Annotated in this window: 14 protein-coding genes and 1 pseudogene; 9 read left to right on the top strand and 6 right to left on the bottom strand. The window is 45.5% G+C overall.

Going from position 1 to position 19002, the window contains the following annotated elements; genetic code table 11:
- Window positions 1-139 precede the first annotated feature (139 nt).
- Together ACO0KY_RS14595 and ACO0KY_RS14590 are read left to right on the top strand one after the other, a co-directional pair.
- Window positions 140-1267 (top strand): MGDG synthase family glycosyltransferase, encoded by a 1128-nt coding sequence (locus ACO0KY_RS14595; RefSeq protein ID WP_423047213.1) that lies wholly within the window; start codon window positions 140-142, stop codon window positions 1265-1267.
- 40 nt (window positions 1268-1307) lie between these two features.
- Window positions 1308-1781 carry a hypothetical protein gene (locus ACO0KY_RS14590; RefSeq protein ID WP_423047211.1) on the top strand — a complete coding sequence of 158 codons (474 nt, stop codon included), beginning with the start codon at window positions 1308-1310 and terminating at the stop codon, window positions 1779-1781.
- Window positions 1782-1897: 116 nt separating this feature from the next.
- Here ACO0KY_RS14590 and ACO0KY_RS14585 read toward each other — a convergent pair whose 3' ends face one another.
- On the bottom strand, window positions 1898-2980 hold the full coding sequence (locus tag ACO0KY_RS14585) for a hypothetical protein (protein ID WP_423047210.1): 1083 nt from the start codon (window positions 2978-2980) through the stop codon (window positions 1898-1900).
- A 449-nt stretch (window positions 2981-3429) separates the two neighbouring features.
- On the opposite strand from ACO0KY_RS14585, the gene ACO0KY_RS14580 reads away from it, so the two are divergent.
- Both ACO0KY_RS14580 and ACO0KY_RS14575 read left to right on the top strand, forming a co-directional pair.
- Entirely contained in the window at window positions 3430-3762 is a 333-nt protein-coding gene (locus ACO0KY_RS14580) for a hypothetical protein (RefSeq protein ID WP_422992857.1), read from the top strand.
- Between the two features lie 309 nt (window positions 3763-4071).
- Window positions 4072-4356 (top strand): annotated as a pseudogene (locus ACO0KY_RS14575) (transposase); the annotation flags it as partial.
- 146 nt (window positions 4357-4502) lie between these two features.
- Here the strand turns inward: ACO0KY_RS14575 and ACO0KY_RS14570 are convergent.
- Window positions 4503-6134, bottom strand: a complete 1632-nt coding sequence (locus ACO0KY_RS14570; RefSeq protein WP_423047208.1) for a MutS-related protein — start codon at window positions 6132-6134, stop codon at window positions 4503-4505.
- A 358-nt stretch (window positions 6135-6492) separates the two neighbouring features.
- Here ACO0KY_RS14570 and ACO0KY_RS14565 point away from each other — a divergent pair, with 358 nt between their 5' ends.
- From ACO0KY_RS14565 to ACO0KY_RS14545, 5 genes are all read left to right on the top strand, one after another.
- The gene (locus tag ACO0KY_RS14565) at window positions 6493-7845 is read left to right on the top strand and encodes a hypothetical protein (protein ID WP_423047207.1); all 1353 of its coding nucleotides are present in this window, start codon (window positions 6493-6495) and stop codon (window positions 7843-7845) included.
- Window positions 7842-8549: a hypothetical protein gene (locus ACO0KY_RS14560; RefSeq protein WP_186910929.1), complete on the top strand. Its 708-nt coding sequence runs from the start codon at window positions 7842-7844 to the stop codon at window positions 8547-8549. The genes ACO0KY_RS14565 and ACO0KY_RS14560 overlap by 4 nt, the downstream gene beginning before the upstream one ends.
- Before the next feature lie 78 nt (window positions 8550-8627).
- Complete coding sequence (locus ACO0KY_RS14555) at window positions 8628-11459, top strand: ATP-binding protein (protein ID WP_423047205.1); 2832 nt, start codon at window positions 8628-8630, stop codon at window positions 11457-11459.
- A 148-nt stretch (window positions 11460-11607) separates the two neighbouring features.
- Window positions 11608-13029 carry a DHA2 family efflux MFS transporter permease subunit gene (locus ACO0KY_RS14550; protein ID WP_423047203.1) on the top strand — a complete coding sequence of 474 codons (1422 nt, stop codon included), beginning with the start codon at window positions 11608-11610 and terminating at the stop codon, window positions 13027-13029.
- Window positions 13030-13139: 110 nt separating this feature from the next.
- Window positions 13140-14297: a DUF3667 domain-containing protein gene (locus ACO0KY_RS14545; RefSeq protein WP_423047201.1), complete on the top strand. Its 1158-nt coding sequence runs from the start codon at window positions 13140-13142 to the stop codon at window positions 14295-14297.
- Window positions 14298-14413: 116 nt separating this feature from the next.
- On the opposite strand, the gene ACO0KY_RS14540 is transcribed toward ACO0KY_RS14545, so the two are convergent.
- The 4 genes from ACO0KY_RS14540 to ACO0KY_RS14525 form a co-directional block, all read right to left on the bottom strand.
- Window positions 14414-14857 carry an RrF2 family transcriptional regulator gene (locus ACO0KY_RS14540; protein ID WP_423047199.1) on the bottom strand — a complete coding sequence of 148 codons (444 nt, stop codon included), beginning with the start codon at window positions 14855-14857 and terminating at the stop codon, window positions 14414-14416.
- A gap of 69 nt (window positions 14858-14926) precedes the next feature.
- A complete protein-coding gene (gene hmpA, locus ACO0KY_RS14535; RefSeq protein ID WP_423047197.1) occupies window positions 14927-16144 on the bottom strand; it encodes an NO-inducible flavohemoprotein in 1218 nt (405 codons plus the stop codon).
- A gap of 218 nt (window positions 16145-16362) precedes the next feature.
- A complete protein-coding gene (locus tag ACO0KY_RS14530; protein ID WP_423047195.1) occupies window positions 16363-16740 on the bottom strand; it encodes a TraR/DksA family transcriptional regulator in 378 nt (125 codons plus the stop codon).
- A 266-nt stretch (window positions 16741-17006) separates the two neighbouring features.
- Window positions 17007-18743, bottom strand: coding sequence for a methyl-accepting chemotaxis protein (locus ACO0KY_RS14525; RefSeq protein ID WP_423047193.1), 1737 nt, complete (start codon window positions 18741-18743; stop codon window positions 17007-17009).
- Between the last annotated feature and the right edge of the window lie 259 nt (window positions 18744-19002).

Below are 19002 nucleotides of genomic sequence, written 5' to 3'. Positions count from 1 at the left end.
GGCATTTTCTTTTCTGGGTCTCTTGAGCCTTTTCGTCATAAAACGGTCATTGAACAGAAACGCCTTGTTACCAATCCGCAAGTAAGAGCAACTACGCTTCCATGTTATTCTCGGATATTTCTGCATCAATTAGCATTTCATGAGCAAAAAACGAATTCTGTTATTAAGCGTTTCAGCCGGTGCTGGACACCGTCGTGCGGCCGAAGCAATACGTGTGAGTGCCTTGCAAAACAATGAAGATCTGGATGTCTGCCATCTCGATGTGATGAATTTTGTGACTGCGGGTTTCCGCAAAATATATACCGATTTTTATATTAAACTGGTCAACAAAGCACCCACTTTGTGGGGCTATCTTTACCAGGCAACCAATGAAGCGCAGCCGGATAGCACCATGGAACGCCTGCGCCGCAGCGTTGAACGTCTGAACTCTCGATCTTTGCTAGGAGCGATTGCTGATTTTGCACCCGACGCGATCATTTGCACGCACTTTCTGCCCGCGGAAATTTTATCGCGACTGCTACTCAAAGAACGTCTACATTGCCCAGTATGGGTACAAGTAACCGACTTTGATCTGCACCGGATGTGGATACATGAACGGATGTCAGGGTATTTTGCGGCCAACGATGAAATTGCCCAACGTATGCGCTTAAGCGGCATTGCTGAACACCAGATTCATGTCACTGGCATTCCAGTCATGCCCGCCTTTACCAATCACCCTCTGCGCGAAGAATGCGCAACGGATATCGGTCTGGATCCCACCAAACCAACTGTATTACTGATGGGAGGTGGCGCGGGTCTGGGAGGATTGGACAAAGTTGCAGGACGCTTGCTGGCTCTGAAAGTGGATTTTCAACTGATCGTCCTCGCAGGTAATAATGCTCCCGCACTCAAAGCTTTGCAGACCATGGCACCGAATTTCTGTGGCAGATTGGCAGCACTTGGCTTCACAGACAAGGTGGAGCGTCTGATGGCCTGTTCCGATCTCGTGATTACCAAACCGGGAGGATTGACCACATCAGAATGCCTCGCTATGGGATTGCCTATGATCGTCAATTCACCGATACCGGGTCAGGAAGAACGTAATGCGGATTATTTACTGGAACAAGGTGCAGCCTTGAAAGCATACGACGATCTGAGTCTCGCCTACAGGTTAGAATTTTTGCTTTCACACCCTGAAAAGCTCAAAGCCATGCGGCTTGCGGCAAGCGCACTCGGTAAGCCCTATGCTGCCCGTGACGTCATTGAGCTAGTATTAGAAAGCGCTTAGCTCATCGTCGGACTTCTAAACAACTTTTTCAGAATTACCTATGCCAAAATTCAACAAAGAATTTTTATTGATGTTTACGTGGGTCGCACTACTCGCGATTTTCTTCTCTCAGGTCGAAATTCAAATTGAAGGCTCTGCCGGTTGGGGCGCTAATCTGCCAACCTGGCGTATAGAAAAGCATTGGCTGCTTGATTTGTTCTGGGGCGGACGGGCAATGACGGGGTATCACGCTTGGGTATTTCCGTTTATCGCGATGTTTTTCCACTTTCCTTTTTTCTTCGGCCAAACCTGGACACTTAAACTACAGGCGCGCGTCATCGCCTGCATTATCGAGTTCTGGATTCTGGAAGATTTTTTATGGTTTGTGATGAACCCGGCGTATGGTCTATCACGCTTCGTTCCGGAGATTGTCAACTGGCATCATCACTGGATGTGGGGTACGCCAATTGATTATTGGATCGGTGCCGCGGTGGCAGCATTTTTATTTCGCTATTCGTTCAACCAGCAAAAATAAATATCCCACCCTCAATGCTGTGTGAATCAAATTATTTCCAATGATTTCAGATCATCTTCGATGCGATTTGATTCACCATTTTGCCTTCAAAAATACTAAACCTGCTCTCCATATGCTTACTTGGAATCACCCTGCTGATCAGGTACAACCGGTGTTGCCGCGGTTTGCTTTTCAGGAATTTTAAAACCGGCATACGTACCAGCACTCATTCCCAACAGTGCCAAAATATTTGTATCCAGATCCGGCATCGCCACATTTTGCACCACGTAAATCAAAAACAAAACACCGAATAACACATTGAACACCAGCATTTGAAAGCGGTACAACGCTAAGCCTTGAGCATCACTTAAAATATCGTTCCAGAAACCCTGACTACTACCCAACACGTTTTGCTTACTCGCGTCGACGCCAGCAGCAGTTAGATAAGTAGCACTGCCAATTCCCATTAAGCCCAGCGCATGCGCTGACATGGTAGGAATTCCTTCAGCCACGATCCACAACCAGATATAAGAAATCAACACGATAAAAAACCACCAGGCCATTTGTACGCGCCCCATGCTGTAGGTGCGAGACTGTACCGGAATAGTGCATGGACCATTTGGTGTATCGCGTAGCAAAGTCGAGGCATTTCCCAACCGGAATAAAGCAACGCTGACAATAGCAATGAACGCGAAACCTAATAACAAATAAGGAATGCGGATGATCTGATAGTGCATGGTTCCCGCCGCAATCAGGTTTTCGCCGCGCGAGTCGCTAAAGCTGACGGTATAGCTCAATTCACGCTGAAAGCCATGTCTGGCATCGCGCCATGGCGAACCAGATAATACATCGCGTAACCTTGCAAGCTCTGGAGTATCAGGTTGCGGTAGAAAATAATCGAGTCCATATTGGTTGGGATCAGCATCGCAATCCGAGGCTTTCAAAGGCATCAATTGACCATTGATACGCAAATTCAGTTGCCCGATTTGCGTCGCCGGAAATTGATCACAAATGCCAGCGACACTGATTTTGAAAGACTCGTTGATGTGCAGTGGTATCGCAGGTTTGCCCAGATTAACAGTCGTGAGTTGCGCCAATGCTGCTCCAGAAAAGGAAACCAGCAGGAGAAATAAAACACTGAGAAATTGCTTAAATTGACGCCTCATATTTTCTCTCGGATTCAAAGAAAAGGTCGCTTGATTGACGTTACGTGAGCCCATGAACTCCCTTAATAGAGAAGAAATTTATATTGAAACGTTAAGATTAAAAATCTAAACGACAGAAATGATTGCACTTCAACAATTATCGAGTAACGTCAGGCATTATTCATCCCAAAGAAAAAGACAGGATCGCTGTTTCCATTGAATCCAGTCTGAACGCGATAAAGCCAACGTGATGCATTGCAGTCCTCCCCATTCTGGATACTATCAAAAAAACAAGTCAGCCTATTCATTTTCTGAAAAAATTGTCGCGCCAGTGCTACCTTCCCGATCACAATTTGGTGTGCGATCGCGAGGATAAAAAGAAAATTAAGCAGCAAAGCCGATTTCGTCACGAATCACAGTACCACGATGGTGGAACATTACTATTATTACAAAAAATTACAGGTTTTTTGCCTCTACAGCCTTACACTGCACAATCTGAATTAGCAATGATCAAGGTCGTATTTATGTTCTATACAAGATTCAAAGATACCTTGCGGACTCTGCTTCGTATCCGCCAGGAGCGTGTCTTGCCTCCGCCCGGTGAGAAGCCAGCATTTGGCAGCACTATCATTCTCAATCGCTTAAAAATGCAACTATTTGTTTCTATAGATTATGAACAATGGGAATGGCTGACCTTGCGCGGTTGGCGCACCTTGGATGTCCGTCAAAATCGGCGTCGCTATTACCGCATCCCACGAAACGCTGTAAGCCGTTTAATGCACGCGACACCAGAAGAACGTGAAGAATTGCATCAACGCATCATTACTCACAAGTACTCACGAAAGCGATTGCAATAATAAAAATACAATAATTTCTTTAAATGCAGCTTTTAGGTAACTTTTTCGACCAATTTCATCTGTAATGAGCGCAAAAACACGAATCTCCCACTTTGCGAAATTGAACCCAACTATCCAACTGCTCACTGACAAATTGCCATAACTTGAAAACCATTTAAAATTAATTTTTAGACAATACTCAAGCAGCCTGCAAGAAGGTAAAATGCGGCATGCTATTATATGGACTTACTTACAAGCTATCTATTGTTCTTATGATAATTTACACCTATTGTCGCTTAAGGCAGTCAGGACAGTCCAAAGATTCTTTAGAGTTCCAACGAGTTTGCACAGCATGAACGGAATATCAATTCAGATAATTATTTTTCCCAGCCGTATTGCTCTTGGGAACGCGGTGCGAACGAAAATATGAATGGATTAATTTGCCAGTTCTTCCCTAAGAAGATGCGATTTGAAGCCACCAGTGAAGGAGATATTTTGAGTGCGATGGGTAGCTTAAATCATCGCCCCGGAAAATGTCTCTGTTTCAAAACGCCGCACCAAGTATTTATGAAGCAGCTACAATCGCTTCAACATGTGATTGCACTTCGAGATTGAATCCGCCTTGAATTCACCTAATAATTGTAGCAATTAAGAAACGAATAAGTGTTCATGCGTTGGCAATCCTTGTTGTTTGCAGCGACATTGATTTGGCTGATGTGAAGGCAAAAAGTAGATGCAGATTTCATCACATTTTTGACATCTTAGCTGCAAATATTATTCCCCATGCAGTTCGACATTGTGAGGGCAGATTTAGGGCTGACTGACATCATGTGCTTATTTAAATACGCAAGAATATTTTTGGCATTATTCTCTATTTCATAACCGAACTCAAATTCTGCCAACAATTGAACGCCGTTTGTGGTGCTCAGTATTCCCCTTTGCATAGTGAGTTGCTCCCCGTGGCGTGTCAGATAAAAGGGGATGAGGTATTCTTCTAGCAAATTGGCCAATATTAAATGATGTGAAGCGACGATGAGTAAGCCTTTTTGACTTAGTTCTTTAAGCACTGCAGCGGCGGCAGAAACAGATTCGACGTAATTGGTGCCGCGAAAAATCTCATCAATAAGATACGTGCCCAGATGGCTGCTATTGGCAGCATTTACTAACGTTTTTGCGCGCTTCATTTCAGCGATATAAAAACTCTCATTATTTGCTAAAGAATCCTCGTTATGGATACTCGTATAAACGGGACTGAGATTAATTTTTGCATCGTCTCCATAGCAAAATCCAAACGCTTTACCAACGACGAGATTAATGCCAATCGCACGCAGAAAAGTACTTTTTCCAACGCCATTTTGACCAGAAATAAAACTCCCCTTAGCATGGAGCGATATTGACAATGGCGACGCATCGGTGAGCAATGGATGAACAACGCGGTTTAGCGTCACACTATGCTCGTCAGAAATCGTCGCAAAACAAATTCTCGGTTGCGAATGAAAATGCCGCGCCAATTTAATATCAGCTTCTAGTTGAGCAACCGCCAAATAGCAGCTTTGTAAATTTGTTCTATATCGGTCAATCGTGCGCATGCCTTTAAAATAGTGGATGATGTTTGCCATCTGAAACCAATCGAAATAGGCAAGCATTTCAGGTAATACAAAAGCAGAACTAGCGCGACGTTGTAGCTGCTGATGAATATGAATAATCTCATGCTGCCCTGATCTGAAAGGCTCACATTCTATGCAAGGTTGTAAGCTGAGTTTGTAAGCAGTTTTGAGTAAAATTTGTATCGACTTTGACGACAAATTCCACATATATAATCTGTGATGAAATTGAATTTGCAGATGAAATAAAAAGCAAACAATCAACCCTGTGGCAATGAGCGTCACGGGATTGAAATACGAAAGCCCCGCCGAGATTGCAGCACCCAATGGGATGATCCATGCGTAACGATGCCACCGCTCACTTTGAGGCCTTGTCGAGGTGTCGAATAAAATTGTGGCGATCTCAGTTTCTGCGGTGCGTAAAAGCGCGCATTCTTGTTCTAGTTTATTGAGATTGGATGCATCATTGATAAGTGATTGCAAACGAGATTGCTGATGAAAAAAATGCTCTTTATTTTGTCCAAGACGCAAGCGTTGATAAAAAAATTGCTGTGCAAAAATACTTGCGCCGATCGATATTTTTTTTAAATAATCATTCAGTAATAAATCATTCCAACTGATATTATCAAGCGCTACGCCGGTGTCATTTAAGCTTTGATGATGTAGAGCGGCGATTTCTTCAGTGCTGAAAAAATGATCTTTCTTTTCAATAGCTTGGGGCCTGAATCCGGGAATGATTTTAAGTTTGATATTTGTCCAGCTCAAAGCTAGCATCCGTAATAGTGACATGTTGCAGACCCTTATTAATGACACGCCTTTGAAGGCGTGGATCGGATATGGGGTGCGGATGTAAAAATTGCAAGTACCTCACTGCCAGCGATGTCTGAGCGAAGCGATTTTTTTAAAAGTAATTCGTTTTACACCGCAAAGATACGCTTGCGATGTTTAGGTCAAAATTGAGTACGCTCCAACATAAAGCAATAATCAATGCGACAAACGGGGAGAATTTTTTCATGGCATCAAATATTAAAAAATCAATATTATCTAAATATCACTACATTTTGTCCTCTATTTTGATACAGGTATAATGCAAGCATAGAATTTATTTAGTTGCAAAATATCAATATAAGGTATTCCATAAAGTTGCATGCAAAATTTTAGTGACGACACTCACGTCCAGAACGAGGATGACCTCGCTCTGCAGACGTATTTCAAAACTGGTATTTCTCCCGACGACGTTTCTGCCGTTTTCCCTTTGCGACGTGGCCAGCCTGTATTGCAGGCGTTCACAGCTTTGTTTCATGGCGGCTTTAACGGGGTATTGTTGCGCCTGTTGGTATTGCGTGAATTGACTGCTGATGTAGATTCGCCATCGCTGAGCCGTGCGGACATCAATACCAAACTCGGCTATCTGGAACCGGAAGCACTGGAAACCGTGCTGGCTCGCTTGCGCTCAACCGGACTGTTGAACTGGGACGCGAGTCAATCCGTATACCGCATTGCGCCGACTGCCAGGAATGTACTGTCGGCAATAGAGTCATTGTTGCAAGTCGAAGAAAACAATGACCAGGCAGAAATGAGCTACATGCTGACGCAGGTGGCAGGTGCACAAGCGGTTGGTGGCGTCTCTGTCGAACAGTTACATCATTTGTTAGGTCGCCTGATTGAGCTGACCGAAGAATTTTCTGATGCGATTGCCTCGGGTTCAGAATTCCAACTCCGTGCCGCGCAACAGAAATGGCATACCGCGTGCGATTGGGTAGAAAAAGGCTCGCAAATTATTCACGCCATCACTCATGATGAACGCGCCGATGCGGCAACACACAGGGCTGCACAAGCGATCGGTCGGGCGCAAAGCGCGCTGCTGAACATGCAGGGCATGTTTTCACGTGCACTTAATCAAATCGAGCGGCAACGCGTGCATCTTGGTCAATCAGGCTTATCGACGACTGATATTAAAACCTGGTTGTTGCAGAAAGACGATCTGGCAGCACTTGCTGACGAGGCATTAGCGCAACCAGTGACCCCATTGTTTATCACGCCGTCAGAAATGATTGACGTCGCTGAAAGCGAATTATTGAGCCATCGCGTGTCCGCTATCGCCGGTGCCTTACCAGTTGGTGAAAATGCGATTTCCGTCGCCAATGATGATAGTGACGCCCTGCACGAATTGGATCACTGGTTGGATTTGCTACATAAAACTGACGCCAAAGAAAAACCCGTTGCATTACAAGATATTTTGCTGCCGGCTAATTTTGCGATTGCCTCGTATCGCGCGTCGATGTTGCCGTTGCTTGGCGACGCCAATGAATCGGCGTTGCAAGGCGCGACCGGCACGCTGGCGCGCTTGCCATTGGTCTTCAATTCCAAAGACAAAATGCAAAAGTTACACGACCCGTATATTGCGGCGATGTCCATTGCAAATCTGAGTTTCGTAGAACGCAGCGAGACCATCTCAGAGTCAACTAGCACCTCAGCACCGAATAGAGAAACACCATGACCGAAGATGCACAAATTCTGATCGCGCGCCTGTTGGCGCACCAAACTTTGCGCCGTGAAGACAAACTCGTTAAACGCGCATTATCAGATGAAATTTTCCGTACCGAATTGGATACACGGCTCAAAGCCTGCGGCATGAAATTCATGGATAACGTGTATGCCGACTACGTCACGCTGGCACTGACCCGAGATAGCGAATCCAAAGTATTTGGTACCAAAGAGACCTGGCAGAACAATAATTTTGGTCTGGCACGTGATGGCGTCGCGCTCTTAGTCGTATTGTGGTCACTTATCATTTTGCCTAAACGCGAACGACAAGAAGCACATCAACTGGCAGAGGAAGACCAGAACGATATGTTTGGTAAAGAAAAGCCATTGCCGCGTGCAGAAGATACGTCGATCGGCATTTCGTATCGCGCTTTGCTGGCAGACTTTGGCGACAAGCTGGGTAAAAAAACCCGTATGGATATGAATCTGGGTCAACTTGCACGCGTAGGTTTTATTGAACGCAAAGGCGATATGATTTTAGAAGGGCCGTTACTCGATTTATTGATGGATACCGACACCTTAAAGGATCGCATCATTAATGGTGCGTTGTCAGATATTTTTCATATACCTGCGCCACGGACACCCGCCATCATCGCGGCCGACACAGTCAACAATGTCGACACCAGCGATGGAGAAATCGCACCTGACGCAGAATGATCAGCCATCTGATAAGCCATCAATTCCTATTTTTATTGATACGCATATCAACGTTCACCAGACAAAAGAATACACACCATGTTTCATATTAAATCGTTAGAGTTGGTTCATTGGGATTACTGGCAGCGGATTAAGAATATCCCACTCGACGCCAAGATCATTACCATTGCCGGGCAAAACGGCTCAGGAAAAACCACCCTATTGGATGCTTTACGTACCTTGTTCGGTCTTGAATGTTCGATGGGGCGTTCATATAAACATTATGCGCGTCACTCTGGTCAACAAACCGCATGGATACGCTCGGTCGTTGACAATAGCGCGGTAGGGCCACAGATTTCGAATCGCCCATTTCGCATGTCTGGTTTATACGATGATGAAGTCACATTGTTTTGTAAGATAGAAAAAAATGGCGGTGACTGGAAGCGTCAATATCTGATGCGCGGTGGCAAAGTTGAAATCGAAGAAGTCACCGAAGCGAATGATTGGCTAGGCGTAGAGAGCTATCGGAAACGTTTATCCCATGCGGGTTTATCGAATGCGATGGGTAAAGTACTGGCGCTGGAACAAGGCGAAACTGACAAGCTATGTGAATATGCACCGCGCCAATTGCTGGACCTGGTGTTCCAGGTGTTCGGCGATAAAGAAGTGCTGGATGCGTATGATGATGCGAAGCGCCATCAACGCGATACCGAAACCGAGTTACAACGTTTTGAAACCGAACTCGAAGGCGCAAAAGCCAACCTCGAAGGTTTGCGCCTGAAAGTCGCGAATTACCACCAGTATGAAAGCCTGAGCAAAGAAAAGCGCGATCTGCAAGAAGAGGTTTTACCAACGCTGCAATATCACGAAGACCTGGAAAAAGCCAACGCGACCAGCCAGTCTTTACGTGCTTCGCGCCGCTTCCTGAAAACACAGGACGACGCTTTATCCGAGCGTCGCCAGCATCTGGCGCAGCAAGCACAACAGGTATCCGAAGCCAAGCAAGCAGAAGCTGCACTGGAGGCAGAAGAATCATCGCTGCGTGAAAAGCTCTCGCATATCAATGCTAAATTAAAGCCGCAAGAAAGTTTGCTGGAGCAAAAAGCCCGGTTGCAAAAACTGGCTGCCGAAGCTGATGCCGATGTTGCCAATATCGCTGACGAGCTAGAGAAAAAAGAAGCCGAACTTTCGCGTCAAAAATCAGAACGCGATAGCCTGAGCCAACGCATTACCGCTGAAATGGATACGATTGCGGCGCTGCAAGGTAAATCGAGTTTACCGGATCCGGAAAATGTCCGTCAGATGCGCCGTGCTTTGAATGACGCCAACATTGATCACTGCATGTTGCCGGATATTGTCGAGGTCACAGACCCGCAATGGCAAGGCGCCGTTGAAGGCGTATTGCGCGGCTATACGTCGGTCATTTTGCTCGACAAAGCGAGCGACGCAGCTGCCGCTTATCGTATCGGTGAAAAACAAAAATACAGCCACTTCATCGTTCCCGATCGTATCAGCGCCCCCTTGGTCAAAGATCGCAGCCTGATGTCTGTTGTGAACTTCACGGCACAAGCACCGGCCTGGCTGATCGAGCAATTACAACGCATCGACACGGTTGCGTCGATTGAAGCAGGCATGAAACTGCCACGCTCACAGGAATGGATTACCCCCGACGCTTATCATTTTGAACGCCGTGGTGGACGCTCTTTATTTGTCGATGCTTCGCGCTATCGCTTTGGTAATGCAGGTCGTAGCCAACGTCTGGAAGCGTTACTCAAATCATTGCCGCGCCTGCAATCGCAAGAAGACGTGCTGACGATGAATATCAGCAAACTGGCAGGTGAAATCAGCGCTTATAAAGCGCGTCTGGCCGGTGTTGACGCAGCAAAAGAGCTGAGTGCTCGCCACGCAGAATTTGAAGAAGCAAGCCGCAATACGCAACCGCTCAAACAGCAACGTATCGAAGTCGGTAGTCGCCTGGGCGAACTCGCACCTTTACTCAAAGCTGCAACCGAACAACGTTCAATTGCCCATTTAAAATGGGAGCAAGCGAAGGCTGCAATTGCCGATGCTGAAACCCAGTTACGTGTGTCTGAAAAGCGCCACGCTGAAGAACGCAAAGCCCAATTTGAAACCTTGCGTGCGATGCGCTCAACGTGGCATACCCTGCCACCGAATTGGAAGCGAAGTTCGCATCGTAAAGATTTGGTTGCCGAACATGAAAACGTACATCAGATTGAACTCCGTATCCGTAGTTTGACGAATAATCTGGCCCGTGATGATTGGGAAACCGACTCCACGGTGGTTGATCAATACACACGTTTAAACGCTCTCCTACAAGGTCGTCAGGCAGAAACGGATGAACGCCGCTACCAGAACAACCGCGCGATTGAAGCTACCGTCAATGCGCGCGCTGCGTATATGGATCGCTTACGTTTCACCATCAAATCGTATAGCAAAAACATTAAACAGCTAGGCGAGTTAGCAGGTATTGAGGTCCATACCGATCCGGTCAAACTGGAAAACGATGATATCCAACTGGCACAAGCGGGCTTGCATGTACGCTTTAAGTTTGACGGCAAAGGCCCTATCGGCATGAACGACGGCGAAGCATCCGGTGGTCAGCAGGTCATGAAGTCGTTGATACTCTTGATTGGCTTGTTGAAATCAGAAGATGGCTCGGGTGGTTTTGTGTTCATTGACGAACCATTTGCCCATCTGGATATTCGTAATATTCAGTTAGTGGGTGAATTCCTCAAAAATACCGACGCGCAATATCTGATGACGACACCATTGACGCATAATACCGACGTCTACGACCCATCCGAATTGACGCTAATCACCAGCAAAAAGAAAAAAGACACAGAATGGGCGCAACCGATTTTTGTCTTGCAACGTAAAACAGAAAAAGTAAAAGAACGCGCATCAACATAAAGAAAGTCTCTTAGGGCGAATGCAACCCACCAACCCCGTGCGTACGCGGTTGCTGGGTTGCTCCTGCCCTACCAAATTAAATCGACTTTAGAAAAGCATGCCGCGGCAGTGTTATCATGCGTGCTTTACATAGTTTCCCTCTGTATCTATGTCTATCCCCGCCGCCATCGAGCAAGCCGCTACTGTCAAAAGATATCTGCCCTGGGTCGTCGCCATTGCCTTGTTCATGGAGCAATTGGATTCAACGATTATTAATACCGCCGTCCCAGCCATGGCGAACAGTTTACAGGTCAGTCCGCTAAGTTTAAAGGCAGTGGTTACCAGTTACATTCTGAGCCTGGCGGTAGGGATACCAGTCAGTGGCTGGATTGCTGATAAATTCGGCACCCGCAAAGTATTTAGTCTGGCAGTTGCCATTTTTACGCTTTCGTCAGTATTGTGCGGTCTGTCTTTGAATCTGCCTATGCTGGTTGCTGCGCGCATCATGCAAGGGATGGGGGCAGCGATGATGATGCCGGTTGGTCGTCTAACGATTGTACGTACCTTTCCAAAATCAGAATTGCTGGCAGCAATGAATTTTGTGATTATCCCGGCCTTGATAGGTCCGCTACTAGGACCGACTGTAGGTGGCTTAATCGTGCACTGGCTGTCCTGGCGTGTAATTTTCTTTGTCAATATTCCTGTTGGTCTGGCAGCACAATATCTGATCCATCGGCACATGCCAGATTACTACGGAGAAGAATCAAGACCACTGGATGTGAAAGGCTTGGTGTTATTTGGTACCGGAGCTGCCTTATTATCATGGTTGTTAGAAATTTTTGGCGAGCACTCGATCTCTGCTCCTATGACCTTTGGCCTGTTTACACTGGCTTTGAGTTTGCTGGCATGGTACGGCTGGCATTCACAACACACGGCAACGCCATTACTCAGACTTCAATTATTTGATGTCCGTACTTTCAGGGTCTCAGTGGTTGGTGGCTTTATTACACGTCTGGGGCTTGGGGGGCTGCCATTTTTACTGCCTCTGCTATATCAATTAGGGCTGAATCTGCCCGCCTGGCAGTCTGGTTTGTTGATGATGCCGGCCGCGGCTGCGGCGATGTTCATGAAACTGATTGCCAGCGGTGTGCTAAGACGCTTTGGCTATCGCAAGGTGTTAATTCTGAATACACTGATGATAGGCGTAACGATCTGCACATTCTCAGTCATTACGCCCGGTACGCCTTGGTACATGATCGTCTTGCTTAGCTTAACGCAGGGGTTCTTTAATTCCTTGCAATTTACCAGCATGAATTCCATGGCGTACGCCGATATTAAACCCGCCGACACCAGCATGGCGAGCACCATTGCCAGTACTTTGCAGCAAATGTCGATGAGCTTCGGGCTGGCGTGCGGTTCGTTGGTAACGGCATGGTACCTGAGTGGATTGCCACAATCTGACAAAGTCGCGGTGACTTCTGCGCTGCATCATGCTTTCTTAACGCTGGGTATCATGACTTTATTTTCCTCTATAACATTCTGGAGCTTGCGCCCGGAAGATGGTGAAAGCGTCAGTAAAGGCAGCGCCTAAGCACAATACACTTCCCAACAAACGACATTTTTTAATGCTATGTGCGCAACGCCTTGAGAAGTAAAGCAGTATCAGGCACAATCCAGACACCATTTTTTTTGGATAAGAATATGAATGTCGATGCAGGTATCGGAGCAGATGCGCTGGCGCAAGCAGTTGTCGTCGATGAAATAACAGGTGAAGGTCGCGACCCGCATTATGCACCTGAAGAACACGGCATTTGCGCCAATTGTGAGACACCGCTGACCGGAGCGTACTGCCATGCATGCGGACAATCAGCGCATATTCATCGTTCGCTTTTGCATATGTTTGAAGAACTGTTGCATGGCATCTTTCACTTTGAAACAAAAGCCTGGCGCACAATTCCTGCCCTGATTTTTACTCCGGGCAAACTAACGCGCAATTATATTGCTGGTCAGCGAACACGTTATGTGTCACCACTGGCACTGTTTTTGTTTTTGATTTTTCTGATGTTCTTTGTATTTTCTTTGACCAGCAGTCATTACGATGTGGACAATAGTGGAGGAAAGGCCGAAACGAATGCAAGCATCAGTAAAGATCTGGACGCAGCAAAAATTAAACTACAATCATTGACTGCAGAGCGAGAAAAATTAGCAAAAGGCGATCAGAAAATTGAAAGTATCAATCAAGAAATCAATGACACGAAAATTGAAATTGCAACCCTCGAAGTATCCTTGAAGGCGATAGGCCAATTACCAGAAAAAAATCCTGAGCCTAACGTTAGCAAAGATAAAAAGAGCAAACTAAGCGGTACGATTGACTTTTCTGGTGATGTCAACAAAGGATTCGATTTGGCACTGGATGACGAAAACGTCAGCTCTTCAACTCCATGGATAAAGGAGACATTGAAACATGCGGCACAAAATCCGGAATTGACACTCTATAAAATGAAAAGTGCGGCATCTAAATTTGCGTTTTTATTGATGCCAATTTCATTGCCATTTTTATGGTTAATGTTCATTTTCAAACGTCGATATGTCATGTTTGATCACGCCGTATTTTCTTTATTTTCGCTGTCTTTTATGACGATACTGATTATGTTTGTCGCTATTCTGAGCAAATGTAATCTGAGTGGTGTCGCAGCATTTTTCACGATGGTGGTGCCCCCCGTACATATGTTTGCACAATTGCGTGGCAGCTATGCACTGACAAAATTCGAAGCATTCTGGCGAACCATCGCACTCTTGTTTATTGCTTTGATTTCATTAATTATTTATGCGCTGATTGTGGTTGGAATTAGTGCGTAAAAATACGTATTGATGTGCTCAAAATACTGCACCGTGCGCGGTGCAGTTTTTATTTAAAGCGCAATATTGTCAGTTGATATTTCGCTTAATAATTTGATCTATTTCACCACTCTTTTTTAGCGACTCAATCGCAACTGATGCAAACTAATAATTGCCTCGCGCGTTGGTGTTGCAACGGCATCTTTGAGCGTGTAAGCATCTAGTGCTTCATAGAAAACTTTATGGGCGCGGTCGAGGATATGTTTGAGTTGGCAATTCCCCTTCAAACCACATGCAGGTTTGGCGCAATCGATTAACTCTGTATGGCCTTCCAAGGTGGAAATTAATTGGCCTAGTTTATATTTATCGATAGGCTGAGCCAAAGCCATACCGCCACCTTTACCGCGCGTCGTGACTATCCATTGTTGTTGAGCTAGGAAATGGACTACTTTAACGAGATGGTTGCGTGAGATATCAAACTGCGATGCAATCTCAGAGATCGTCACCGGCTCTGTACGATCAGGGAAGGTCAGGTAAATCAAAACGCGCAGACCTAAGTCGGTAAAGTGTGTAAGTTGCATGAGTTCTCTTTGGTATTGATTGAAAGGCGAGTCAGCAATTACAGACTCGCCAATGAGCTGGCGATGCAATTATGCAGCAACACCGCCACTACCAAAAGCTTCTGCATGAATTTTTCCAGCATCCACACCAAGCTTTTTCAGTTTGTTAATTTGCTCTTGCATAAAAGGAACCGGCCCGCAAACATAATAATCGGCATGAGGCTGCGCAACCAAGGGGGTTATTTGCTCCAGATGCAACCGTCCAGCGTACTGATAATCATGATCAACCACATCTTGTTCGCGTGGCGTTTCATAGAAAACCACGTGTTTCACGTAAGGGTGCTGCGCCGACAATTGTTTGATATGCTGCTTAAATGCGTGCACTCCCCCATGGCGGCATGCATGAATAAACGATACGGAGCGTGTTGAATTCGTCTCAATGAGATGTTCTAGCATCGCTAATTTAGGTGTGATGCCAACGCCAGCACTGATCAATACAACAGGGGTACTGCGATCTTCATGCAAAAAATAATCGCCCATCGGTGGTGCAAGCTCAATCAAACTGCCAATCTCTAGTTGATCGTGCAATACATTCGAGACCAAACCGTCTGGATTTACTGCATGTCCTTGCTCACGTTTGACAGAAATGCGTAAAAATGATTTACCCGGTGCGCCTGATAAGCTGTATTGCCTTGCCTGACTGATCCCCATTGTCGGGATGTGCACTTTGACCGAAATGTATTGTCCTGGACGATAAAGTGGCACTTGCCCCCCATCTGCAGGCGTAAGATAAAACGATTTGATTTCATCACTTTCTATTACTGTTTTTTCTACTCTGAAACTACGCCAACCGCTCCAACCAGCGTCCTGATTTGCTGCCTGTTGATAAATGCGATTTTCGTGAGCAATCAGAATATCGGCCAACTGTCCGTACGCCGCGGCCCATGCATCAATTAAAGCATCACTCGCAGCATCACCCAACACCTCTTGTATCGAAGCTAGTAAATGTTTGCCGACAATCGGATAGTGTTCGGCACGAATCCCCAGGCTAACATGCTTGTTAGCCACCAGAGTTAACACTGGTTGTAAAACCTCTGGGTTATCGATGTGCTCAGCATACGCCAACACCGCCATTGCCAATGCCTGTTGTTGACGCCCTGCTTGCTGACTGGTCTGATTAAACATTGGTTTCAATTCCGGATTATGAGCAAACATCCGTGCGTAAAAATGCCGTGTCAGCGTGACACCATGCTGCGTTAAAACTGGCACCGTCGATTTAATTAATTCACGGGTTGTAGAATCCAACATATCAAACCTTATTAAATATATTTTAAATACATCTTTAAGCGCGCATTACAATTTGCAAATCTGTCATTCAATTCACATCACACTTAAAGTACTGAAATCATCATACATTTTTTAACATATATTTTCAATACATATTAAAAAATGTCGATGTCTGAGAAAATCTTCAGAAACTTTTAGTGTTAATTTTAGATAATGTCTTTTTGCGAATGAACACCCATTTACATGCTGGAATGCGAGTGGATATGCAGGCGCTGATCATCTGCCTCCAGCGCAGACTGACATTTGATGCAACGTTCAGCGGTAGGTTCTGCCTCTAGTCTGGCGTAAGGTATCGTTGCACCACATTCGCGACAAATATCTGCAATATTCTCACTCAGGCGCGCTTGTGCTCTTTGCAAGGATTGCCATTCAGCATGTTGATGCAAATATTTTGACATCGCATCGTGATTTAATACGTCATTAATCGCACCATCACCTTCACCGCTGTCATGGCGTAAAAGATCGGGATTATGCTGCCTGAGTTCCGTCTGAATCTCTTGCTTCATCAAATCTAATTTCGATTTCAAAGCAACATGTTGTTCGTTATTTAGGCTCATATTTTCTCACTGAACACTTCATGGATAAATTGGTGTTACCTGCGCTTCCGTATCAGATAGCAGGGATAAATAGCTTATAAATATGATACTCAGATTACTCCGCTCAGCTTGTCTAACTTTGATGCAACTCAATAGTTGTGTCTTATCTCTTTGTCCCACGAACGCTCGAAGAATAAACAGTGGATTCATTCCCATCTTGTCAGATAACAAAAAAGGTACCGAACGGTACCTTTTCATGTCTAATATAAAATGTTTGTTGGTAGTTGTTAAAACTCTTCCCAATCATCTGCTTCAGCTTTAGTTGACTTCGTTGATGTTGTTGTACTCAGTGCTGGTGCTGCTGGACGGGCTTTCGGAGCTGGCCTAGGTGCAGGTTTAGGTGCAGGTTTGGCAGCTGTTGTAGATTCTACACTCGTCGCCATCTGTGAACTAGCCGTATGATGACGCTGATGCAAACTTCCCCCACCACCTGAGCTATTTAATTTAAACACCGATACAACCTGCGTCAATTTATTTGCCTGATCTTGCAATGAGGATGCAGCGGCCGCTGCCTGTTCAACCAATGCCGCATTTTGCTGCGTACTTTCGTCCATGTGTATTACCGCCTGATTGATCTGGTCGATGCCAGAACTTTGCTCATGACTGGCATTACTAATTTCACTGACAACAGCACTGACTTTCTGAATACTGCTAACGATATTAGTCATTGCTGCGCCAGCCTGATCAACCAGCCTGGTGCCTGAATCAACCTTCTCCACTGAGTTATCAATCAGCGTTTTAATTTCTTTCGCCGCAGATGCGGAACGTTGCGCCAGATTTCTGACCTCGGCTGCAACCACGGCAAATCCACGGCCTTGTTCACCGGCTCTGGCGGCTTCCACCGCAGCATTTAACGCCAGGATATTTGTTTGAAATGCGATACCATCAATCACACTGATAATGTCGACGATTTTTCTGGAAGATTCATTGATCGCCGCCATTGTTTCAACTACTTGTGAAACTACGGCCCCACCATCCACAGCTACGGTGGACGCGGTACTCGCCAGTGTATTGGCCTGACGTGCATTATCTGAGTTTTGTCTTACGGTGCTGGTCAATTCTTCCATCGACGACGCTGTTTCTTCCAGCGCACCTGCTTGTTGTTCGGTACGGGACGATAAATCCATATTACCCGTCGCAATTTCTGTTGATGCGACCGCAATCGCGTCTGTACCTTGTCGTATCTGGGTACAAATTCTTTCCAAACTATCCGACATTTCTTTGATCGCACCAAGGAGCTGTGCTACTTCGTCACTACCGCTAGCATCAATTTTTTGCGTTAAATCACCAGCGGCGACGCCTTTGGCAACCACGATTGCTTGATTCAGAGAATTAACCAATTTTCTTACTAAACTCAATCCCATAAAGGCAACAGCTAGGATGCCGATAACACCAATAATACTTGCCAACCACACTGCGGAGCTTAAAATTTTCTTCGCCTCATCAGCACCATCGGATCCGAGTTTGATGTTGTATTCACGGTGCGCCAGCAAGTCAGTACTCATTTTTTTGATGACGTCTTGTTTGCTAAGCATCTCTTGCAGAGCTTCCTCGTGCTTACCTTCTGCATCTGCATTGAGTACCTTTTCACTTATCGCATAATAAGCGGCGATTGATGACCTATCCTCCGCCAACAGGCCTTTATCTTTATCGTCAGCGATATCTTCTTTTTCATATTTATTCAGCGAACTTTCGACGACGGTCTTTTCTGCAGTAATACCTGCCCGTACCGATTTCTTTGCCTCAGGATCAGTCGATGCCAATGCTTGCCAGGTTTTAACCCGAATGTTTGCTATCGCATCGGATATAAGCGCTAATTCCCGCAAACTTGGGACAGTGTTTATGTTGGCATAATCTGCGGCATCATATACGCGATAAATTTGGTAGACACCCAAACTAGCCAGGGTAACCATCGCGGCAGCAGCGAATAAAACAAGCAGATAAAGTCTTTTTGCTATGGTCATTTCTAACTCCGGTCTGGTAAAAACATCACAAAACGAATGTAAAAAGGCTAAACAAGACGTCATTTTGATTTATATGTGTCAGGGACGACATTAAATCAACTTTTGGGTGGAGCTATATCTGATTCGGCATTTTTTAAACTAAATTCACAATGTGTTGTTTAAATTGGCGGATTCATTTTCAATTTAAAAACACAAGCAAACTCAAGATGCGGCTAAAAACGATAGTGATGATGCTGGCATGGTTTGTTTTATGTTGGAC

Origin of the sequence: Undibacterium sp. Dicai25W (assembly GCF_049340505.1) — a bacterium.
In the GTDB taxonomy this organism is placed as follows: domain Bacteria; phylum Pseudomonadota; class Gammaproteobacteria; order Burkholderiales; family Burkholderiaceae_D; genus Undibacterium; species Undibacterium jejuense.
The sequence above is the reverse complement of the archived record's forward strand: the minus strand, read 5'-3'. Positions and strand labels throughout refer to the sequence as shown.